Origin of the sequence: Micromonospora sp. DT46, from assembly GCF_049841735.1 — a bacterium.
In the GTDB taxonomy this organism is placed as follows: domain Bacteria; phylum Actinomycetota; class Actinomycetes; order Mycobacteriales; family Micromonosporaceae; genus Micromonospora; species Micromonospora reichwaldensis.
On sequence record NZ_JBNCKW010000016.1, the window covers coordinates 11821 to 33110 of the forward strand.

Sequence of the window (21290 nt, forward strand, 5' to 3'; positions counted from 1 at the left end):
TCGAGAAGCGCCTCAACGACATCGACGGGGTGGAGGCGACCGTCAACTACGCCACCGAAAAGGCGAAGGTGCTCCTCCCGCCCGGGATCACGCAGGCGCGGGTGATCACCGCCGTCGAGGAGATCGGCTTCACGGCCCGGCCGGTGCAGCCGCGCACGGCCAGGGCCGAGAACCACCTGGAACTGCTGATCGGCGGCATGACGTGCGCGGCCTGCGCGGCGCGCATCGAGAAGCGCCTCAACGACATCGACGGGGTGGAGGCGACCGTCAACTACGCCACCGAAAAGGCGAAGGTGCTCCTCGCGCCCCAGGTCTCGCGGGAGACGGTGATCGCCGCCGTCGAGGAGATCGGCTTCACGGCCCGGCCGGTGCTGCCGCCCGCGGCACCGGCGGCGGACGTCCCGGATCCGGCGGCCGCGGAGGAGGCCGAGCACGACCGTGAGCTGCGGGCGGCCCGCCACCGCCTCTGGGTCGTCGCCGTGCTGGCGGTGCCGGTCATCGCGATGTCGATGTTCTCCCAGCTCCAGTTCGAGTACTGGCAGTGGGCCTGCCTCACGTTGAGCGCGCCGGTCGTGGTGTGGGGGGCGTGGCCGTTCCACCGGGCCGCCTTCGCCAACCTCCGGCACGCCGCCGCCTCGATGGACACGCTGGTCTCGGTGGGCACGCTCGCCGCGTTCGTGTGGTCGCTGTACACGCTGTTCCTCGGCACCGCCGGCGTGCCCGGCATGCGGCACCCGTTCCGGATCACCCTGGAGCGGACGCCCGGCGAGGGCAACATGTACCTGGAGGTCGCCGCGGGCGTGACCCTGTTCATCCTCTGCGGCCGGTACTTCGAGGCCCGCGCGAAGCGCCGCTCCGGCGCCGCGCTGCGCGCGCTGCTGTCGCTGGGCGCCAAGGACGTGACGGTGCTGCGCGACGGCGCCGAGGCGATCGTGCCGATCTCGGCGCTCGCCGTCGGCGACCGGTTCCTCGTGCGGCCGGGCGAGAAGGTGGCGACCGACGGCGTCGTGGAGGAGGGCTCCTCGGCGGTCGACGCGAGCATGCTCACCGGCGAGTCCGTGCCCGTCGAGGTGGGACCGGGTGACGAGGTCGTCGGCGCGACGGTGAACGCCGGCGGGCGGCTCGTCGTCCGCGCCACGAAGGTGGGCGGCGAGACGCAGCTCGCGCAGATGGCCAGGCTCGTCGAGGACGCGCAGACCGGCAAGGCCGCCGTCCAGCGGCTCGCGGACCAGGTGTCGGCGGTGTTCGTGCCCGGGGTGATCGCGCTGTCGCTCGCCACGCTGGGCTACTGGCTCGGCTCCGGCCAGCCGGCGGCGGCCGCGTTCACCGCTGCCGTGGCCGTACTGATCATCGCCTGCCCGTGCGCGCTGGGGCTGGCGACGCCGACCGCGCTGCTGGTCGGCACCGGCCGGGGCGCCCAGCTCGGCATCCTCATCAAGGGACCGCAGGTGTTGGAGTCCACGCGGACCGTCGACACCGTCGTGCTCGACAAGACCGGCACGGTGACCACCGGCGAGATGTCCGTCGTGGAGGTCGTGCCCGTCGACGGCGAGGACGACGTCCAGCTGCTGCGGCTCGCCGGCGCACTGGAGAGCGCGTCGGAGCACCCCATCGCCCGGGCCGTCGTCGCGGGAGCCAGGGACCGGTGCGGCGAACTGCCCCCGGTCGCGGACTTCTCCAGCGAGACCGGCGTCGGCGTGCGGGGCACCGTCGACGGGCACGAGGTCGTCGTCGGCCGGGCGTCGCTGCTGGGCGCGTGGGCGACCGACCTGCCCCCGGAGCTGGTCGCCGCCAAGGCGACGGCCGACGCGGCGGGCCGTACGTCGGTCATGGTCGGCTGGGACGGCGCCCTGCGGGGGATGCTCGTCGTGTCCGACCGGGTGAAGTCCACCAGCGCGGCGGCGGTGGCGCAGTTCAAGCGGCTGGGGCTGCACCCGATCCTGCTGACCGGCGACAACGCGGCGGTGGCGGCGGCGATCGCGGCGGAGGTGGGGATCGACGACGTGGTCGCCGAGGTCCTCCCCGCCGGGAAGGTGGAGCTGGTCAAGCGGCTCCAGGCCGACGGCAAGGTCGTCGCGATGGTCGGCGACGGCGTCAACGACGCCGCCGCCCTCGCGCAGGCCGACCTGGGCATCGCGATGGGCACCGGCAGCGACGTGGCGATCGAGTCCGGCGACCTGACGGTGGTCCGCGGCGACCTGCGGGTGGTCGCGGACGCCATCCGGCTGTCGCGGCGCACCCTCGGCACGATCAAGGGCAACCTGTTCTGGGCCTTCGCGTACAACGTCGCGGCGATCCCGCTCGCGGCGAGCGGGCTGCTCAATCCGATGCTGGCGGGTCTGATCATGGCCGGCAGTTCGGTGTTCGTGGTGTCGAACAGCCTGCGGCTGCGGCGGTTCAAGGCGCTCGCCGGCAACGAACTCCCGGACCGGGCCGACACGGCCGAGGCGTCGCGCGCCCCGATGGTCACCGCCTCCTGACGCGTCGAGCGCGCACGTCCGCACGGAAAGAAACGGAGCCGCACCATGGCCGAGCCGAGCCGGCTCGCGGAGGATCCTCAGCTCCTGCTGCTGCACGCGGCCGGTCTCGGCCGGGCGAGCTGGGACGCCGTCGTCGAACGCATCCCGGGCTTCGCCCGGACCCTCGCGATCGACCTGCCCGGCCATGGCAGCGTGCCGGGGCTCGCGTACGACCGTGACGTCGTGCCGAGGCTCGCCGAGTACGTCGCGGAGCGGATCGCGGCGCTGGGGCTGCGCAGGCCGCACGTGGTCGGGCACTCGCTCGGCGGGGTGATCGCACTCGAACTGGCGCGTCGGGTGCCCGTCGCGGCGGTGACCGCCCTGTGCAGCATCGGGTTCCGGGCGGTCTGCCACGCCTCGATGTGCGTGGTGCGGACCCACGCGATCCTGCGGATGACCGCCGCGGTGGGGCCGAGGACGCGGGGGCGGCTGCTCAACCGGGGGGTGGTCCGCAGGATGGTCATGGGCAGCGTGTCGGCCCGGCCCGCCGCCCTCCGGCCGGACGTGGCCGCCGCCGACGTGAACTCGATGATCACCAGCGACCTGTCCGCCCTGAGCCGGTACGCGGGGCTCTACTCGTTCCGCGCCGACGCCACCGACACGACGCCGGTGAACCTCGTGTGGGCCGACCAGGACCGCGTGGTCCCGTTGCGCGACGCGCTCCGGGCCCGGCGGGTGCTCCCGAGGGCGCAGCACTACGTCATCCCCGGCAGCGGTCACTTCGTCGTACGCGACGACCCGCACGGCGCCGCTGCCGTCATCCACGCCTGTCACGCCCAGGTGCTGCGGGAGAGGCAGGCCGAGACTCGCAGAGGAGTTCGCGGAAATGTGAACCCACAGCGCGGTAATTGAGCAGGCAATTCGGCCCCGCACATCTGTCGGGGCGGGAACTGTTGACCGACCGGACGCGACTACTGAGGTACGCGGAGCCCGGGACCACCGCTCAGAGGAGTGCGAATGAAAATCACCCCGCAGGCTGGAAAGAAGTTCGGCGTGATCGTGGAGGGTTTCGACGCGGAAACCGCCTCGCCGGAGGACATCGTCGAGCTGAAGAAGGCCATCTACTCGAACAAGATCGCCGTGCTGAAGAACCAGGACCTGTCGCCGCGGCAGTTCCTGGCGCTCGGCCAGCGGCTGGGCCGGGTCGCGGAGTACTACGAGCCGGTCTACCACCACCCCGAGGTGAAGGAGGTGTTCGTCTCCTCCAACGTCAAGGAGGAGGACGGCCGCCAGATCGGGGTGCCGAAGACCGGCAAGTTCTGGCACTCGGACTACCAGTTCATGCCACGTCCGTTCGACATCACCATGATCTACCCGCAGGTCGTGCCGTCGAAGAACCGGGGCACCTACTTCATCAACCTGGCGACCGCCTACGAGCAGCTCTCCGAGGAGCTGAAGCTGGCCGTCAAGGACAAGACGGCGACGCACAGCGTGCTGCGGTACTTCAAGATCCGGCCGACCGACGTCTACCGGCCGATCTCGGAGATCATCGACGAGGTCAACGCGAAGACCCCGCCGGTGACGAGCCCGCTCGCGTTCCCGCACCCGCACACGGACGAGACCCTGCTCTACCTGAGCGAGGGCTTCACGCTGTCGGTGCAGGACGCGGACGGCAACGACCGGCCGGAGCTGCTGACCGAGCTGCTCACGGCCACCGGCCAGCTCGACCGCACCTACGAGCACGAGAACATCCACCTCCAGACGTTCGAGAAGGGCGACATGCTCCTCTGGGACAACCAGAGCCTGGTCCACCGGGCGCTGCACACCGCGACGCCGGAGCCGGCCGTGTCCTACCGCGTCACCGTCTACGACGACGTGGACGCCGCCTAGTCCCGCACGGACGTTCGATCCGCGGTGGGATCCGACGGCGTCGACCGTCGGATCCCACCGGTGTCCACATCGCACGAGGTCGAGAGGCATGACGTGGCAGGTCAGTTGACGGCGGCGAGGATCAGGGCGGACGTCGCCGAGATGCTCCACCGTCGCCCGGACGAAAGTTTCGACGCGGAGGATCTGTTCGACTGCGGCCTGGACTCGGTGCGGCTTATGACGCTCATCGAGCGGTGGCGCGACGCCGGCGCCGAAGTCAGCTTCGTCGACCTGGCCGAGCGGCCGACGGTGGAGCACTGGCTGAAGCTGCTGGTGGGCGGCGATGGCTGAGCCGCTGCCGCTGGGCGCGGCCCAAGAGGGCATCTGGACCGGTCAGCAGTTCGACCCGGACAGCCCCGCCTTCAACACCGCCGAGTACGTGGAGATCCGCGGCCCGGTCGACGCGCGGCTGCTGGAGGCGGCCGTGCGCGGGGCCGTCGGCGAGGCCGAGGCGCTGAACGTGGTGTTCGAGGAGGACGCCGACGGACGCCCGTGGCAACGCCCCCGCGACGACGGGTCGTGGCCGCTGCACACCATCGACACCAGTGCCGAGGCGGATCCGCTCGCCGCCGCGACGGCCTGGATGCGCGCGGACCTCGACACCCCCGTCGACCTGCGCAAGGACCCGCTGTTCCGGCAGGCGTTCCTCCGGCTCGGCCCGGACCACCTCCTGTGGTACCAGCGCGTGCACCACATCGCCCTGGACGGATACGGGCTGTCCCTGGTCGCCCGCCGGGTCGCCGAGCTCTACACCGCCCTCGTCGAGGGCCGGGAACCCCCGCCCCGGACGTTCGGTGCGCTGGCCGCCGTGGTCGACGAGGACCGGGCCTACGCCGACTCGGACAGGTACGCCGCCGCCCGCGAGCACTGGACGTCCCGGGCGCAGGGCAGGCCGGCGCCGGTGGTGCTCGCCCGCCGCACCGGGAAGCTGGCGCGGACGGTGCTGCGCGCCACGGCGGACCTCGACACCGCCGGCATCGACGCGTTGAAGGCGGTCGCGAAGGCCACCGGAACCACGTGGAGCGAGACCGTCATCGCGGCCTTCGCGGCGTACCTGCACCGGATGACCGGCGCGGACGAGCTGACGCTCGCGCTGCCGGTCATGTCGCGGCTCGGTTCGGTGTCGCTGCGGGTGCCGTGCATGGTCACCAACGTCGTGCCGCTGTGGGTCCGCGTCGAGCCCACCGCCACGCTGGCCAGCCTCACCGGGCAGGTCGCGGCGGAGCTGCGGGCCGGGCGCCCGCACCTGCGCTACCGCTACGAGCAACTGCGCCGCGACCTGCGGATGGTCGCCAGCGAGCGCAAGCTGTTCGGCCCGTCGGTCAACATCATGCCGTTCGACTACGGCCTGCGCTTCGCCGGGCACCGGGGCGTCGTGCACAACGTCAGCGCCGGGCTCGTCGAGGACCTGGTGGTCCACGTGTACGACCGGGCGGACGGCAGCGGGCTGCGCATCGTCCTCGACGCCAACCCGAACTGCTACGACGACGAGGAGCTCACCGGTCACCTGACCCGGTTCCTGGCCTTCCTGCGCCGCGTGACCGACGCCGCCGGCACCCCGGTCGCCGACGTCGACCTGCTCCTCGACGGCGAGCGCCGGCTCCTCCTGGAGGAGTGGAACGACACGGCCCGGCCCCTGCCGGCGGTGACCGTACCCGCGCTGTTCGCGGCACAGGCCGCCGCGACGCCGGACCGTACGGCGCTGGTGGCCGGCGACGCCACGCTGACCTTCGCCGAACTCGACCGCCGCGCCGACCGCCTCGCCCACCTGCTCGTCGCCCGGGGGGCCGGCCCCGACCGGCACGTGGGGCTCCTGCTGCCCCGCACCTCCGAGGCGATCGTGGCGCTGCTCGCCGTGCTCAAGGCCGGCGCCGCGTACGTGCCCGTCGACCCGGACCTGCCCGCCCGGCGGGTCGCGGCGATGCTCGCCGACAGCGCGCCGGTCGTGCTGCTCGCCACCGGGGCGCTGTGGGCCGGGCACCGGCAGTCGGAGGTCCCGGTCCTGCTCGTGGACGCCCCCGCGACCGTCGCGGAGCTGGCCGAGGCGCCCGACGCGCCCGTACCGGACACCGGCCTCGCGCCGGAGCACGCGGCCTGCCTCATCTACACGTCCGGCTCCACCGGCGTGCCGAAGGGCGTCGTGGTCGAGCACCGTGGTCTGGTCAACCTCTTCCACCACCACCGCGACACGATGATCCGGCCGGCGGCCGCCGGCCGGGTGTGCCGGGCCGCGCTGTCCGCGTCGCTGTCGTTCGACACGTCGTGGGAGGGCCTGCTGTGGCTGCTCGACGGCCACGAGCTGCACTTCGTCGACGACGACCGGCGTCGGGACCCCGCCGCGATGCTCGACTACGTCGACCGGCACGAGATCGACTTCATGGACATCACCCCCACGTACGCCGAGGAGTTGGTGGCGAACGGCTTCCTCGACGCCGGCCGGCACCGGCCCGCCGTGCTCGCGCTCGGCGGCGAGGCCACCGGCCCCGCGCTCTGGACGGCCCTGCGCGACGCCGGCACGACCGTCTACAACCTGTACGGCCCCACCGAGTGCACCGTCGACACCCTCTGGTGCCGGCTCTCCGAGAGCGCCGACCCGATCGTGGGCAGGCCGCTGACCAACACCAGGGCGTACGTGCTGGACCCGGCGCGCGGGCTCGTGCCGCCGGGCACGGTGGGCGAGCTGTACTTCGCCGGGGCGCCGGTCGCCCGCGGCTACCACGACCGTCCGGAGCAGACCGCGGAGCGGTTCGTGAAGGATCCCTTCGGGCCCCCGGGCAGCCGGATGTACCGCACCGGCGACCTCGCCCGCTGGCGGCGCGACGGCACCCTGGAGTTCCTCGGCCGCGCGGACGACCAGGTCAAGATCCGGGGCTTCCGCATCGAGCCGGGGGAGATCGAGGCGGTCCTGCTGGCCCACCCCGCGGTCGCCCAGGCGGCGGTGGTGCCCCGCGAGGACGCGCCCGGTCAGGTGCGGCTCGTCGGCTACGTCGTGCCGGTGGGCGACGCCGCGCCGGAGCCCGCCGCGCTGCGGCAGTTCGTGGCGGAGCGGCTGCCCGACTACATGGTGCCGCCCGCGTTCGTCGCGCTGGAGGCGATCCCGCGTACCACGAACGGCAAGCTCGACCGCGCGGCGCTGCCCGCGCCGGACCTGACCGCGACCGTCGGCGGCCGCGCGCCCCGCGACCACCGCGAGGCGGTCCTGTGCGGTCTCTTCGCCGACCTGCTCGGCCTGCCGGAGGTCGGCATCGACGACGACTTCTTCTCGCTCGGCGGGCACTCCCTGCTCGTCGCCCGGCTGATGGGCCGGGTACGCGCCGAGTTCGGCGTGGAGATCAGCATCCGGACGGTGTTCGAGGCGCCGACCGTCGCGAAGCTCGCGCCGGCGCTCGCCACGGACACCGCCGGCGGCTCGACGGAGGTGCTGCTCCCGCTGCGGACGCGGGGGAGCGGGCCGCCGCTGTTCTGCGTCGCGCCGGCGACCGGGCTGGCGTGGTCGTACGCCGCGCTGCTGGCGAGCCTGCCCGACCGCCCGGTGTACGGACTCCAGTCGGTCGCCGCCGCCGGGTGCGCGAGCGTCGCCGACCTGGCCGCCGACCATGTGCGGCGCATCCGTGAGATCCAGCCCGCCGGGCCCTACCACCTGCTCGGCGCCTCGTTCGGCGGCCTGGTGGCCCACGAGATGGCCACGCAGCTCGCGGAGGCCGGCGAGGCGGTGGCCCTGCTCGCGCTGCTCGACTCGTATCCGGTGCCGGCCGCCTGGCGGGAGCTGCCGCCGCCCGCCGAGCACGACGCCGCCGCCGCCGTACTCGGCCAGGCCGTGCTCGGCGGCCTCGACGAGGCGCAGCGTCGCCTCGCGTACGACGCCTTCGCGCGCAACTCGCGGCTCGCCGCCGGCTGGACGCCCCGGCGCCTCGGCGGCGACGTGCTGGTCGTCGAGGCGACCGAGGGCAAGACACCGGACTGGCCCGGCCCGCGGAGCTGGGAGCCACACGTCGACGGGCGCATCGACGTGCACCGGCTGGACTGCACCCACGACGGCATGCTCGCCGCCGGTCCCCTGGCGCGGGTCGGCGCCGTACTCGCACCTGTCGGCGATCATCGGAGGGCAACATGAGCGAACGGCGTGAGTGGCTCGGACTCGGCGCGGTTCTCGCCGCGACGTTCATGACCCAGGTGGACGGCTTCGTCGTCAACGTGGCCAGCCCGTCCATCCAGCGCGACCTCGACGCGGGCTTCGACCAGATCCAGTTCGTCGGCGCCGCGTACGTGATCGCCTTCGGGGCCCTGATGGTCACCGGCGCGCGGCTCGGCGACCGGATGGGCCACCGCACGGTGTTCCTCTGGGGCGTCGCCGGCTTCACGGTGACCTCGTTGCTGTGCGGCATCGCGCCGGACGCCGACCTGCTCATCGTGGCCCGCTTCCTGCAGGGCGCCACGGCGGCGTTCATGGCACCCCAGGTGCTCGCGATCATCCGGGCCACGATGCAGGACCCGGAGCGGCTGGCGAGGGCCATCAGCGTCTACGGCGTGGTCATCGGCCTGGGCGTGATCAGCGGCATCGCGGGCGGCGGTCTCATCGTCGAGGCCGACCTCTTCGGCCTCGGCTGGCGGCCGGCGCTGCTCGTCAACGTGCCCGTCGGGATCGCGATCCTGGCGTTGGGCGGGATCCTGCCGCGTACCGTGCCGAAGGCGCCGCACCGCCTCGACCTCGCGGGCGCGGCGCTCACCATCGTGGCGGCGCCGGCCCTGCTCGTGCCCCTGGTCTTCGGGACGGACGGCTCGCCGTGGCTGTGGCTCGGCGTGCCGCTCGCCCTCGTCCTGGCCGTCGTGCTGGTGCGCCAGCAGCGGCGCCTGCATCGCGAGGGCGGCGAGCCGCTGTTCCCGCCGCGGGTCGTCACCGCCCCCGGGATGCGGCTGTCCCTGGTGACCGTGCTGGCGCTGTTCGCCACGAACTCGGGGCTCTTCCTCGTGTTCACCTACTACCTGCAGACGGGGCTGCGCTTCACGCCGCTCACGGCGGCGCTGATGTTCGTACCGCTCGGGATCGGCTTCTCGCTGGGCTCCGCGGCGAGCCGCCGGGTGGCACGCCTGGTCCCGGCGCCGACCCCGGCCGTGGGCTGCGGCCTGCTCGCCGCCGTCCTGCTGGCCAGCGCGGCCGTCGTCCAGGCGCCCGAGTCCGCGCAGGCGCCCATGCTCGTCGCGGTGGTCACGCTGGCCGGCTTCGGGCAGGGCCTGGTCGTCTCACCCCTGGTGGCCGGGATCCTCGGCCGGGTCAGGCCCGCCGAGGCGGGCGCGGCGTCCGGCATGGCGACCACCGTGACGCAGTTCGGCCTGGCGCTCGGGGTCGCGGTCGCGGGGGTCTGCTACCGCACCGTGCTCGGCGCGACGCCCGGCGACCCCGACGTGCCCTTCGCCGACCACGCGACGGCCTTCGCGGTCACCGCGCTCCTGCTCGCGGCCTCCGCGATCTGCGCCGGCCTGGTCAGTGTCCGTCTGCACCACCTGCCCAAGCCCGCGGCCGCGGCAGCGGAACCGGAAGAGGCGGCGGCGCCGTCGCCCGTCGCCACGTCAACTGCTCGGAGGACCGGATGAAACTCAAGCGACTCCCCCTCGCGGCGGCCGTCGCCGCCCTGCTTCTCACGACGGCATGCTCGACGGCCAAGAGCGAGGCCGGCCAGTCGAACGACCCGCCGAAGGCGGGCTACCCGGTGACGATCAGCAACTGCGGCAAGAAGTACACCTACCAGCAGGCGCCGAGCCGCGTGGTCGTGATGAACGGCGGGTCGGTCGCGGAGGTCTCCGCGCTGCTGGAACTCGGCGTCGCCGACCGGATCGTCGCCAACGCGCAGTCCTACGGCGCCTCCGAGGTCGACGGCCGGGTCGACGCGATCAAGAAGCTGCCGACGGGCAACATCAAGCTCAACGACATGTCGGACATCCCGCGCGAGGCCATGATCGGGCTGACGCCCGACTTCGTGATCTCCACGTACGACGGCGGCTTCCGCGCCGAGGCGGGCTTCGCCACCCGCGACGACCTCGCGGCCGTGGGGGCCAACACGTACGCCCCGAAGAGCTCGTGCGGTGAGGTCGGCACGGTCTCCGGCACGCCGACCGTCGAGGACAGCTACGCGCTGCTGCGCGACCTCGGGGCCATCTTCGGGGTGTCCGAGCGCGCCGAGAAGATCATCGCCGACTCGAAGGCGCGCATCGCCGAGGTCGGGACGAAGACCGCGAGCCTGCCGAAGCAGAAGGTCATGCTGATCATCCCCGGCATGGCGATGGGTGGGGAGTTCAGCTCGGTCGGCGGCAACGGGATCTGGAACGACATCATGGCCAAGTCGGGTGCGGTGAACGCCTTCGAGGGCGCCACCGACCAGATGTTCGCCAACCTCTCCCGCGAACAGGTCGCCAAGGCCGACGTGGACGTCCTGCTCGTCGTGAACTACATGTCGAAGGATCCGGACGCGGACGCGAAGAAGCTGCTCGCCCAGTTCCCGCAGTGGGACGCGGCGAAGAACAACCGCTACGTCGTGTTGTCCGACTCGATCTACCTCGGCCCCAGCAACCACCTCGCGGTCGCCAAGATCGCGCAGGCCGCGCACCCCGAGGCGTTCTGAGCGCCATGACCACCTTGTCGCGTTCCACCAACGGCCGGGTGTCGGCCGCGCCGAAGCGCCACGCCACCCGGCCGGCCCCCCTGCACGGCGCGCCCCTGCCGCTGTGCCTGCTCGTGCTCGGCGTACTGCTGGTCGTCCTGATCCTCGTCGCGGCGGCCGTCGGCTCGGTGCCGGTCTCCATCGGCGACACCGGCCGGATCGTCTGGGCGCACCTGACCGGGGCGACCCCCGCCGTGGACCCGGCCCACGACCAGATCGTCTGGACCTTCCGGATCCCACGGGTGCTGCTGGCCGCGCTGTGCGGCGCCGGGCTCGCGGTAGCGGGCGTCGTGCTGCAGGCCCTCGTGGCCAACCCGCTCGCCGACCCCTTCATCCTCGGGGTGTCGGCGGGCGGCTCGGTCGGCGCCGTCACCGTGATGGCGCTGGGCGCCGGCGCGGCCGGCGGACTCGGGGTGTCGGGCGCGGCGTTCGTCGGCGCGATGCTGGCGGTGGCGCTGGTCTTCACCCTCGGGCAGCAACACGGCCGGCTCAACCCGGTCCGGCTGGTACTCGCGGGGGTCGCGATCAGCTACGTGTTCACCTCGATCACGAGCCTGCTCCAGTTGCAGACGACGCCCAACAACATGCGCCAGATCATGTTCTGGCTGCTCGGCAGCGTCGCGGGCGCCCGCTGGGAGCAACTCCAGGTCGCGGGCGTGGTCGTCCTCGCGGTGACCGTGCTGCTGACCATGTACGCCCGGCAGTTCAACGCGCTCGTCACCGGCGACGAGTCGGCGACCGCCCTCGGGATCGACGTCAAGCGGCTGCGGATCGTGTCGATCGTCCTGACGTCGCTGCTCGCGGGCGTGCTCATCGCCGTGGCCGGCGGCATCGGCTTCGTCGGGCTGATGGTGCCCCACCTGGTGCGGCTCGCGTTCGGCGTGGACCACCGCCGGGTGCTGCCCCTCGCGGCCCTCGTCGGCGCGGTCTACCTCGTGATCGTCGACCTGCTGTGCCGGACGGTCGACCCGCCGAACGAGTTGCCCCTCAACATCCTGACCGCCCTCTTCGGCGCACCGTTCTTCATCTGGCTGATGCGCCGGGATAGGAGCCTGTCCCACTCATGAAGCTTCAGGTGCAGCAGGTGTGCGTCTCCATCGGTGGTACGCCGATCCTCCGCGACGTCAGCATGGAGGTCGCGCCCGGCGAGGTCGTCGGCCTGATCGGCCCCAACGGCAGCGGCAAGTCCACGCTCCTGCGGACCATCTACCGGTCGGTCCGGCCCGCCGGCGGGCAGGTGCTGCTCGGCGACGAGGACGTCTGGTCGCTGTCGGCGCGGGCGGCCGCGCGGCGGACCGCCGCCGTCTTGCAGAACAGCCCCACCCCGCCGGGCCTGACCGTGCGGGAGGTCGCCGCGCTGGGCCGGACCCCGCACAAGGGGGTGTTCGACCGCGAGACGGCCGACGACAACGACATCGTCGCCGACGCGCTGGAGCGCACCGGCATGCTGGGGCACGCGGACCGGATCTACGGCTCGCTGTCCGGCGGTGAGCGGCAGCGGGTGCTGCTCGCCCGGGCGCTGGCCCAGCAGCCGCAGCTCCTGGTGCTCGACGAGCCGACCAACCACCTGGACATCCGGGCCCGGTTCGAGCTGTTGGAACTGGTGCACACGCTGGCCGTCACCACGCTGGCGGTGCTGCACGACCTGGACCTCGCGGTGCGCAGCTGCGACCGCCTCGTCGTGCTGGACCGCGGGGAGGTGGTCGCGTCGGGGCCGGTGCTGGAGGCGCTCACGCCCCAGGTGCTGTCCGGGGTCTTCGGGGTCACCGCCGAGACGGAACGTCACGAGGACGGGGTCGTCCGCGTCACGTACGGCGCCCGGCCGCTGGCCAAGACGGGCTGAGCCGGGTGCAGCGGACGTGCCCGCCGCCCGGCCGGATCCGGCCGGGCGGCGCCCCGACGGGCAGGCGGCGCGCCCCGGGCGCGCGGCCCCCGTCGGGCGCGCGCCCGTCGCCGCCTTCACCGCGCCCGTGCGCCGCGCGGTCCCCGGGACGCCCGGCACGCTGGCCGAACGGTTCCATCGAATTCTGGTTCCCGGCGATGAGGCCGACTGGACTGCCACTGGAATCCCTTCTTCTCGGCATCCCGCATGGTTACCGTGAATTCATGTCGGAGCCACTGGAAGAAAGCGCGGTCACGGCTCTGGCCCTGGCCGTCGGGCGCGGCGACCGTTCCGCGGCGGATCCTCTCGTCCGCAGCACGCAGCGTGACGTCTGGCGATTCCTGGTCTACCTGGTCGGGTACGCCGACGCCGAGGACCTGACGCAGGAGACGTTCGTCCGCGCGCTGGGCAGCGCGCACCAGTTCACCGGGCGCCACCACGCACGGTCCTGGCTGCTGGCCATCGCGCGGCACGTGGCCGCAGACCACTTCCGCGCCGCCGCGAGCCGGCCCCGGATCGTGTCCGACCAGGACTGGCAGGCCACCGCGGAGCGTTCCGCGGCCCACCACCTGCCCGGCCCGGACGACACGGTCGCGCTCAACCTCGCGGTACGCACGCTGCCCGCGGCCCGCCGTGCCGCGTTCGTGCTCACCCAGGTCGTCGGCCTCGGCTACGCGGAGGCGGCCGCACTGTGCGGCTGTCCCGTCGGCACGATCCGCTCCCGCGTCGCGCGGGCCCGCCGCGACCTCGTGTCGGTCCTGGCACCGGCCCCTCGGCGGCGTCCGGCGCTGCCCCGGTAGGCCCTCGCCACCGCGCGGCGGTCACCGCGTCAAATGTCCCTACTAGAGGATATGACGTGACGGTGGCAAATGTTCCCTAGCATCGATTAGGACCCTTTCGCGCTGCGGCGGCCAGGGGTGGACGGCTTGACGGCCGTCATTTTTTTGTGGAAAGGTCGACCCTCAAGGGGGAAGGTGTCCGTAAGGGCACATCGCAATTCGGGGCCGGGAATCCGTCAAAAACGTTTGCGTTGCGTAACAACTCTGTGGGGTGCGACGCCTGTCGGCGTCCGATCGGCCGCACCGGGTTGTTGCGCGGGTCGACGAGGCATTCCCGCCCTCGGGTCGATCACTGGGGAGTGTGTCGTGGTTGTTGGATCGACGCCCGCTACCGGGCATCGCGGCTGGCGGGGGGCCGGCCACACCGGGTACGGGGCCAGTTGGCCTCTGGGCGTACGCTGGCTGCGCTAGAACAAACGAGAGCGCTGCTGCCGTGAACCTCTCCGTCACATCAGGGCGCTCATCATCGCGAGGGGCCGCGCCGCTACCGGCGCCCCGTCTCGCGATGGGCGTCGTCACCGCCGTCTTCGCAAGCATCAGCCTCATCGGCTTCATCCACGTCATGTTCCTGCCGGTCGGTCCGGTGGCCATCGCGCTGTCGTTCACGTGCATCGCCGTCCTGATGGCGATGCAGTTGCTGTGGTACGGCCGGGACAACGGACGCCTGCGCACGCCGCTGGGCTACGGCGTCCTCGCCACCCAGGCCGCGCTGGTCTATCTGCCGATCCTGACCTTCGGGCAGGCGTGGGTCGGCATGCCGGGCTTCCTGGCCGGCAGCGTGCTGCTCGTGCTGCGGGCGGTCACGGCGTGGGTGACCTTCGTCCTCATCGTCGCCTCGATGGCCGTCGCACAGTGGATCTTCACCCGTGCGCCGATCGACATGCTCTACACCGCGATCTCCACCGTCACGACGGGGCTCGTGGTGTACGGGTTGTCCCGGCTGACCGCCCTCGTCGTCGAGGTGCAGGAGAGCCGTGCGGAGATCGCCCGCATGGCGGTGCTGCGGGAGCGGCTGCGGTTCGCCCGCGACCTGCACGACCTGCTCGGCTACAGCCTGTCCGCCATCTCGCTCAAGATCGAGCTGGTGCACCGGCTGATGGAGAAGTCGCCGCAGGAGGCGAGCGACCAGCTGCTGGAGATCCTGGAGATATCGCGGGTCGCCCTCTCCGACGCGCGGACCGTCGCCAGTGGCTACCGCGAACTGTCGCTGGAGGAGGAGTGCCGGTCCGCCGTGTCCGTGCTGTCCGCCGCGGACATCCAGGTGCGGCTGGACAGCGACCACCTGGACCTGCCGGTCCAGGTGAGCACGGTGCTCGCCACGGTGCTGCGGGAGGGGGTGACCAACATCCTGCGGCACAGCAAGGCCAAGCGCTGCGACATCACCATCCGGCAGACGCAGGACGACGCCTGGATCGAGATCGTGAACGACGACCTGGCCGTCGGGCCGCCCAGGGACCCGGGCAGCGGGCGGAACGGGCTGCGCAACCTGTGCGTACGCGCCGAGGAGATCGGCGGCTCGCTGACGGTCGACCAGCAGCCGGACCAGTTCCGGCTCTGCGCCCGGGTGCCCCTGCGGCTGGAGCGCCACGGGGCGTCCCGGTCACAACCAGCCGGCCTCCCGGGCGACCCGGATGGCGTCGACGCGGTTGCGCGCGGAGAGCTTGTTGACGATCGTGGTCAGGTAGTTGCGGACGGTGCCGACTGACAGGAACATCTGCGCCGCGATGTCGACGGCCTGGAGTCCCTCCGCCGTGAGGCGGAGGACTTCGGTCTCGCGCGCCGTGAGGGGGCACTCGGCGCTGTCCCAGGCGGACATCGCGAGTTGGCTGTCGACGACCCGGCGACCGGCGGCGACGCTGCGGATGGCGTCGACCAGCTGCTCGGTCGGGGCGTCCTTCAGCAGGAAGCCGGTCGCCTTCGCGGACAACGCCCGGCGCAGGGTGCCCGGTCGGCCGAGCGCGGTCAGGACCAGGGTGCGGATCTCCGGCAGGTGGGCCTGGATGTCGGCGATGGCGGAGAGCCCGTCCTTGCCCGGCAGGTCGATGTCGATCACGGCGACGTCGGGCCGGAACCGCCGCGCCATGGGGAGGATCTCCGTGCCCGAGGCGACCGCGGCGACGACCTCGATGTCCGGCTCCAGGTTGAGCAACGCGACCAGCGCATCGCGGACCATGTGCATGTCCTCGGCCAACAACACCTTGATCAACTTGGCATCCCCTGTCGGGCCGGCGCAATTAACCCCGTTCTATCACGCGCCCGCACACATCCTGAATGCTGTTTTCGCGCCCACGTGCGAAGCGTCGCCGAGCCATTTGCCGACGGTCGATCGACCCATTCACATTCCGTGCACGCCCAGGTACTCGTCGTTACAGGACATGTCGTTTTCGGGTAGTCCGATGGCGAATTCGCCGACCCCGACCTCCGCCGGCCAGTCGAGCCCGAACGCCGATGCGGAAACCCTGGCGTCGCCCATAGTCAGGGCGCACGTGGCGAGCCCGAGCATCGTGGCGACGAGGCAGAGCGTCTGCTGGAGCATGCCGACGTGCTTCAGGGTGGTGGCGTAGGAGATGCTGTCGTACACCCAGGAGAGCCTGCCCACCCGTGCGGTCATGGTGATCAGCACCGGCGGGGGCCGCCGGTCCCCGACGGACACCCGGGCGTTGACGAGCATCTCGTCGATGTCCGCCGGACTGGCGTTGACGAGGGTCAGCGCGTGCTCGACCGGGCTGTAGTGGTAGATCCCGCGCCGCAGGTCCGGGCAGCGGTCCACCGTCAGGTACAACTCCAGCTCGTACAGCGAACCCGCGCTGGGATACGGCCGTCGCGTCACCGTGTACCGCACGTTGTCGGGAGCCGTGGCCACCGTCTGCATCCGGACCCGCGCCGCGTGGAACAGCAGTTCCCCGAGTTCGCGGGTCGACGGCGCCGCCTCGGCGAACGCGCGGGTGGACCGGCGCCGGTCGACGGCCTCGGTGAGCGTCATCCCGTGCGGCACCGAGACGGGCGGCCGGTACATCGGGATCCGCGGCCCGGCGGGCGCCGGCTTGACGGCGGCCGGGGGCGGCAGGGTCGCGAGGTGACGGAACGTCGCGCCGGCGGGGTCGTCGTGCGTGCCGAGCCTGCTGCGCGAGTGGAACAGCAGGTCGTACGGCGACCACATCGCCAGCGTGGGGTCGGAGTCCTCGTGGAACCGCGACGTGCCGGCCTCACCGACGACGACCATGCCCGTGCCGACCAGGTAGGCGACGATGTCGGCCACCCCGGGCAGCGCCAGGCCGACCCGCCGCGCCACCTCGACGACGGTGGTCGCGCGGGGGAGCGCGCCGAGCACCAGCGACACCTGCGGCCGGTGCAGCACCACCCGGTGGTGCGACAGCGGGGACTCGAGCACCAGCTCGCCGTCCCGCTGGTGGGCGAACGCGAAACGGGACAGCCTGACCGGTTGGTCCTCGGCCACCTCCGGCAGCTCGAACACCCCCAGCGGGGACACCGGCTGGACGGACAGCAGCGGCACCGGCGAGTCCCGCGAGCCGAGCGAGCGGACTATCCGGCCGGGCAGCCGGTCGAGGACCGACCGGAGGGCGCGCCCGTCCAGCCCGGCGACGTTGCCGAGCGCGACCGGCCCGTAGGTCATGCGGTGCAGGACCTCCTCGACGGCGGGCGCGGGGCGGCCCACCGGGACGTCGCCCCAGCGGGTGAGGATGGTCAGACTGCCGTCCTCAGCCGTCTCGATGGTCACGTCGTCCCGGAAGGACCACAGCGACAGGCTCGGTCCGGGGCGGGACGTGTCGGCGTCGGATGGCAACCTGGCTCCTCGACGGGCGTGGCTGGGGCCACGTGCACCCCGCTCTACACGAAAAGTGGTATCGGGTTGAGGTTCTCGTACTCCGTGGGGCGGTCGAGCCTGCCGAGCTGCACCGGGACGTCGAACAGTCTGCCCGGCGCGAACCTCGCCCAGAAGCCGCGCATCCCCGGCACGATGGCCTTCACCACGGGGAGCCCGACGTCCGGGCGGGTCTGGTCGAGCACGAGCACGTCGAGCCCCAGTGCCTCCAACCTGTGCTGCACCGAGCGGACGTCGGCCAGCAGATCGTCCGTCGGGGTGTGGCGGTAGTCGGCGAGCCGGCGCGCCGGCACCGCCGGATCGGGCCGCAGGTAGGCGTCCCCGGCCCAGGTGGCGGTGCGCCACCACCGTACGGCGTCCGGATCGGACCAGCCGTACCCGCCGTCGTCGTCGCCGCCGACCTCCGCCACGGTCGGCATCAACTGGTTCATCTCGGTGAGCGCGCGGACCAGCGCCGCCCGCGGGTCGGGGTGGGTGCCGAAGCCGAACATGATGTCCTCGCACCGCTTGTCGGTGCGCCGGGACAGCGCGGCCATGGTGGGGATCCCGACGTCCGACGACACGTCCAGCACCCACACCTCGCGGTGCAGGCCCGCGTAGACCTCCCGCAGCTCGTCGATCCAGCGGTCGCGGAAGCTGTCCAGGTCCACCGCGGGGGCCTGGGTGCGGTTGTACCACCAGAGGGCCACGGCGTCGCGCTCCACCACCTCCAGCAGGCCCTGGAGCAGCGCGTCCTCCAGGCTGCTGCCGGCGGCGTTGCCGTTGGAGTCCGCGCACAGCGACATGCCGCCGTGCTGCTCCGGCACGTTGAAGTAGAGCATCGAGGTGGGCAGCAGGCGGTGCCGCTGCTCGGTGAGCGACCACACCGGCGTCCAGCTCGTCACGGCCGCGTCGTCGAACGGCGCGCACACGTACTGGAACGGCGAGCAGGTGGCGTTCCAGCGGTCGCGGTCGGCGTACTGTCGCTCGTCGAACAGCAGGCAGTCGTCGGGGTGGACGGCGGTGCCCGCCAGCTCGGTGTAGCTGCCGGTGACCCGGGCCTCGTCGCCGTGGAAGTACGCGCTGTGCCGCTCGATGGCCTCGCACAGCGCGCTCACCTCGGCGTGCACGGGGGTCACGCCCTTGCCGCCGTTCTCGGCCCGCAGCGCGAAACGCATCTGCTCCGCGTTCCTGCGGGTGGTCATCGCGAGATTCGGGCCGGAGCGGAACGAGTTGAAGAAGGCCGGGCCCCGCCCGTCGCGGGTGATCTCCTTGACCACGCCGCTGACCGGGCTCACCAGGTGCCCGTAGTCGCGCAGCACCCGCTCCGGCGGCAGGGCGCGGTGGCTGCCGCCGCTGCGGGACGCCTTCGGCCGGCTGCGCAGCGGCACCGGACGGAACGCCCGGTCCCGCTCGATGCCGGGGTCGCCGCACTCGGGGCACTGCGGCCGGGCGCGCACCTCGTGGTGGGCGCCGCGCAGGGTGACGCTGTCCAACGTCCACACCGTGCGCTGCCCGTCGTGCCGGAGCCCGGCCGTCCACTTCGCGGCCTCCAACGCCACCAGGTGCAGGGCGGCGGCGCCGAGCGGGGGCAGCGACACCGGCGGGGTGCCGATCTCCGTGTCGGAGCCGACGACGGCGCGCAGGCGCGTCTCGGCCTGGCGGTGGCCGCGCAGCCGGTGCCCCAGGCAGTGCCAGCACCCCGTCGCGGCGGCGGGGTCGAACACGGGCCCCACCCACACCTGTGCGCCGCCCGGCTTCGCGAGGAGCCAGGGCCGGCCTGCCGCGCGATGCGCGGCGTCGACGGCAGCCAACCCCTCGTCGAGGTAGTCCTCACAGAGCACAATCGATAAGTCGGCGGGCGGGGCCGAAAAGTTCCCGGAAACCGGCGTCACCGTCAACCCGGCCGCGCGCAGCGCGTCTGTCGCCGCCACGGCATCCGCCGCACGGCCGCCGACGCGGACGAGGTCGACCCGGGCGGCGGCGGTGGCCCGTACGGCGGCGGTGGGGTCCAGACCCGCCGCCTCCCAGTACGCGAGCGCGGGCTCGTCGGCCTCCGCCTCCCGCGCCGGCCGCAGCGTCACCAGGCCGGCGTCGACGAGCCGCCGGACGACCGTGCCGATCTCGGCGGGCGACATTCCGGCCGGACTGTCCCGGACGAGTTCCGCCAGGTCACGGGTGCCGTCGAGCAGCGGGGCCAGGGCCTCGACGTGCGCCCCGCTGACCGAGGTCGCGCCGCGCTCGGAGAGCAGGTAGACCGCGTCACCGCGTACCACGTGGGCCCGCAGGTGCCGCTTGAACCCGACGCGCAGCTGTGCATCCCCACCCGACATGGCTGCTCCCTGCTCGACCAGTGCCGCTCCAGCGACACTCCAGCGTGCCTCCAGCCAGCCTCGCGGCAGCGCAGGCTGCGGGCAAGTGCCGCGGTCACATGCTGCCCCCTCGTTTGGTCATGCCCGTCCATGACGCGGTCACTATCGGCTCGACCTTCGCTTGGAATAGCGTGGAAGCCTGTCCTGACTCCCCCTGGTCGGAATCGTCGCTCCCGTCACGGAACCAGTCGCCGACGCACTCGTCGGCGGTGGAAAGTGCGGTGGATCCGACTGATAGCGAGGTCGGCGAAATGATTACCAAGTTTGCGGAACTGGGATCGATGTCGCACGAGGAGAAACTGACGCTCCTCGCCGCGTTGCTGGAGTCGGCGGCCGAACCCGCGACGGAAGTCCGGCGCCCCGAGCCGCCGCCGGTCGTGCCGCCACGGCACCCGGCGGGGAACCCGCTCGCCGGGCTGCGGTTCGAACTGCTCGGCCCGCTCGTCATCCGGCACGACGGGGTCGACATCGCACCGAGCGCACCGAAGCTGCGGCTGGTCCTGTCCGCGTTGCTGTTCAACGTGAACCAGCCGGTCGGCGCGTCGGTGCTCGTCCGGGAGCTGTGGAGCACGGGGGCGCCCCGCACCGCCCACGCCACCCTCCAGACGTACATGTTCAAGGTGCGCAAGCTCTTCCGCGGCGTGCTCGGCGGCTCCGTCGAGGACATCGCGCGCGACGTCCTGCTCACCTGCTCCGGGGGCTACACGCTGCGGGTGGACCCGAAGCAGCTCGACATCGTCGAGTTCGACGAGCTGGTCACGGCGGGCACCGCGGCGATGCACGCGGGCGACTACGAACAGGCGGGCGCGCACCTGCGCCGGTCGCTGGCGCTCTGGCGCGGCAACGTCGTGCACCAGGGCCAGTGGGGCCCGCAACTGCGCGCCCAGGCCGCGCGGCTCGAGGAGCGGCGGTTCTACGCGTACACCACTAGGATCGACGCCGACCTCTGCCTGGGCCGGCACCGGGAGGCGACCTCCGAGCTCGCGTCGCTGGTCGTGGAGCACCCGCTGCACGAGTCGGCGCACACGATGCTGATGCTCGCGCTGCACCGGTCGGGGCGTACGCCGGCGGCGCTGGAGGTCTACCTGCGGTTCCGGCGGCGGATGATGAACGAACTCGGCATCGAGCCCTCGGAGCGGATCCAGGCGCTGCACCTGGCGCTGCTGTCGACCGACCCGCTGCTCGCGGACCTGTCGCTCACCTCCGACATGCTGCTGGACCGGCTCGTCGGCCGGGTCCGCCACGGGCGTCGGCTGAGTTCTTCCGCTGTTACCGGCTGATGGGCCGGCCGCGATTACCTTCAATTTCGCACTCGTGCGCAAAGGAGGAA

The 21290-nt window shown here is 72.5% G+C and carries 15 protein-coding genes; 12 read left to right on the forward strand and 3 right to left on the reverse strand.

Going from position 1 to position 21290, the window contains the following annotated elements:
* From ACLQ20_RS30535 to ACLQ20_RS30585, 11 genes are all read left to right on the forward strand, one after another.
* Positions 1–2480 (forward strand): heavy metal translocating P-type ATPase (locus ACLQ20_RS30535; protein WP_425858290.1); only part of this gene is annotated, 2480 nt, incomplete at its 5' end.
* A 45-nt stretch (positions 2481–2525) separates the two neighbouring features.
* Positions 2526–3371 (forward strand): alpha/beta fold hydrolase, encoded by an 846-nt coding sequence (locus ACLQ20_RS30540; protein WP_151452484.1) that lies wholly within the window; start codon positions 2526–2528, stop codon positions 3369–3371.
* 105 nt (positions 3372–3476) lie between these two features.
* The gene (scoE, locus tag ACLQ20_RS30545) at positions 3477–4349 is read left to right on the forward strand and encodes a (3R)-3-[(carboxymethyl)amino]fatty acid oxygenase/decarboxylase (protein WP_151452485.1); all 873 of its coding nucleotides are present in this window, start codon (positions 3477–3479) and stop codon (positions 4347–4349) included.
* Positions 4350–4442: 93 nt separating this feature from the next.
* Positions 4443–4679, forward strand: a complete 237-nt coding sequence (locus tag ACLQ20_RS30550; protein ID WP_425858291.1) for a phosphopantetheine-binding protein — start codon at positions 4443–4445, stop codon at positions 4677–4679.
* Positions 4672–8502 carry an amino acid adenylation domain-containing protein gene (locus ACLQ20_RS30555; protein ID WP_425858293.1) on the forward strand — a complete coding sequence of 1277 codons (3831 nt, stop codon included), beginning with the start codon at positions 4672–4674 and terminating at the stop codon, positions 8500–8502. The genes ACLQ20_RS30550 and ACLQ20_RS30555 overlap by 8 nt, the downstream gene beginning before the upstream one ends.
* The gene (locus ACLQ20_RS30560; protein WP_358122149.1) at positions 8499–9980 is read left to right on the forward strand and encodes an MFS transporter; all 1482 of its coding nucleotides are present in this window, start codon (positions 8499–8501) and stop codon (positions 9978–9980) included. The genes ACLQ20_RS30555 and ACLQ20_RS30560 overlap by 4 nt, the downstream gene beginning before the upstream one ends.
* Positions 9977–11005 (forward strand): ABC transporter substrate-binding protein, encoded by a 1029-nt coding sequence (locus tag ACLQ20_RS30565; RefSeq protein ID WP_151452487.1) that lies wholly within the window; start codon positions 9977–9979, stop codon positions 11003–11005. Before ACLQ20_RS30560 ends, ACLQ20_RS30565 begins: the two co-directional genes overlap by 4 nt.
* 5 nt (positions 11006–11010) lie before the next feature.
* Complete coding sequence (locus tag ACLQ20_RS30570; RefSeq protein WP_327030689.1) at positions 11011–12111, forward strand: iron ABC transporter permease; 1101 nt, start codon at positions 11011–11013, stop codon at positions 12109–12111.
* Positions 12108–12887 carry an ABC transporter ATP-binding protein gene (locus tag ACLQ20_RS30575; RefSeq protein WP_151452489.1) on the forward strand — a complete coding sequence of 260 codons (780 nt, stop codon included), beginning with the start codon at positions 12108–12110 and terminating at the stop codon, positions 12885–12887. The genes ACLQ20_RS30570 and ACLQ20_RS30575 overlap by 4 nt, the downstream gene beginning before the upstream one ends.
* Before the next feature lie 263 nt (positions 12888–13150).
* Positions 13151–13726, forward strand: a complete 576-nt coding sequence (locus tag ACLQ20_RS30580; RefSeq protein WP_151452490.1) for a sigma-70 family RNA polymerase sigma factor — start codon at positions 13151–13153, stop codon at positions 13724–13726.
* Between the two features lie 544 nt (positions 13727–14270).
* Entirely contained in the window at positions 14271–15470 is a 1200-nt protein-coding gene (locus tag ACLQ20_RS30585) for a histidine kinase (RefSeq protein ID WP_151452491.1), read from the forward strand.
* Here ACLQ20_RS30585 and ACLQ20_RS30590 read toward each other — a convergent pair.
* The 3 genes from ACLQ20_RS30590 to ACLQ20_RS30600 all read right to left on the reverse strand — a co-directional run bounded on the left by ACLQ20_RS30590 (position 15366) and on the right by ACLQ20_RS30600 (position 19921).
* A complete protein-coding gene (locus tag ACLQ20_RS30590) occupies positions 15366–15962 on the reverse strand; it encodes a response regulator transcription factor (protein ID WP_425858299.1) in 597 nt (198 codons plus the stop codon). The genes ACLQ20_RS30585 and ACLQ20_RS30590 overlap by 105 nt on opposite strands.
* Before the next feature lie 138 nt (positions 15963–16100).
* Positions 16101–17570 (reverse strand): SagB family peptide dehydrogenase, encoded by a 1470-nt coding sequence (locus tag ACLQ20_RS30595; RefSeq protein WP_151452492.1) that lies wholly within the window; start codon positions 17568–17570, stop codon positions 16101–16103.
* A 44-nt stretch (positions 17571–17614) separates the two neighbouring features.
* The gene (locus ACLQ20_RS30600) at positions 17615–19921 is read right to left on the reverse strand and encodes a TOMM precursor leader peptide-binding protein (protein ID WP_327030690.1); all 2307 of its coding nucleotides are present in this window, start codon (positions 19919–19921) and stop codon (positions 17615–17617) included.
* Between the two features lie 290 nt (positions 19922–20211).
* On the opposite strand from ACLQ20_RS30600, the gene ACLQ20_RS30605 reads away from it, so the two are divergent.
* Positions 20212–21240 carry an AfsR/SARP family transcriptional regulator gene (locus tag ACLQ20_RS30605; protein ID WP_192581223.1) on the forward strand — a complete coding sequence of 343 codons (1029 nt, stop codon included), beginning with the start codon at positions 20212–20214 and terminating at the stop codon, positions 21238–21240.
* Positions 21241–21290: the final 50 nt, after the last annotated feature.

What these genes read in the sequence shown, in the direction of transcription:
- ACLQ20_RS30605 (WP_192581223.1), top strand. Translation starts at nt 20,212, where the DNA reads ATGATTACCAAGTTTGCGGAACTGGGATCGATGTCGCACGAGGAGAAA.
- ACLQ20_RS30585 (WP_151452491.1), top strand. Translation starts at nt 14,271, where the DNA reads ATGGGCGTCGTCACCGCCGTCTTCGCAAGCATCAGCCTCATCGGCTTC.
- ACLQ20_RS30580 (WP_151452490.1), top strand. Translation starts at nt 13,151, where the DNA reads ATGTCGGAGCCACTGGAAGAAAGCGCGGTCACGGCTCTGGCCCTGGCC.
- ACLQ20_RS30570 (WP_327030689.1), top strand. Translation starts at nt 11,011, where the DNA reads ATGACCACCTTGTCGCGTTCCACCAACGGCCGGGTGTCGGCCGCGCCG.
- ACLQ20_RS30565 (WP_151452487.1), top strand. Translation starts at nt 9,977, where the DNA reads ATGAAACTCAAGCGACTCCCCCTCGCGGCGGCCGTCGCCGCCCTGCTT.
- ACLQ20_RS30555 (WP_425858293.1), top strand. Translation starts at nt 4,672, where the DNA reads ATGGCTGAGCCGCTGCCGCTGGGCGCGGCCCAAGAGGGCATCTGGACC.
- scoE (WP_151452485.1), top strand. Translation starts at nt 3,477, where the DNA reads ATGAAAATCACCCCGCAGGCTGGAAAGAAGTTCGGCGTGATCGTGGAG.
- ACLQ20_RS30560 (WP_358122149.1), top strand. Translation starts at nt 8,499, where the DNA reads ATGAGCGAACGGCGTGAGTGGCTCGGACTCGGCGCGGTTCTCGCCGCG.
- ACLQ20_RS30575 (WP_151452489.1), top strand. Translation starts at nt 12,108, where the DNA reads ATGAAGCTTCAGGTGCAGCAGGTGTGCGTCTCCATCGGTGGTACGCCG.
- ACLQ20_RS30540 (WP_151452484.1), top strand. Translation starts at nt 2,526, where the DNA reads ATGGCCGAGCCGAGCCGGCTCGCGGAGGATCCTCAGCTCCTGCTGCTG.
- ACLQ20_RS30600 (WP_327030690.1), bottom strand. Translation starts at nt 19,921, where the DNA reads ATGTCGGGTGGGGATGCACAGCTGCGCGTCGGGTTCAAGCGGCACCTG.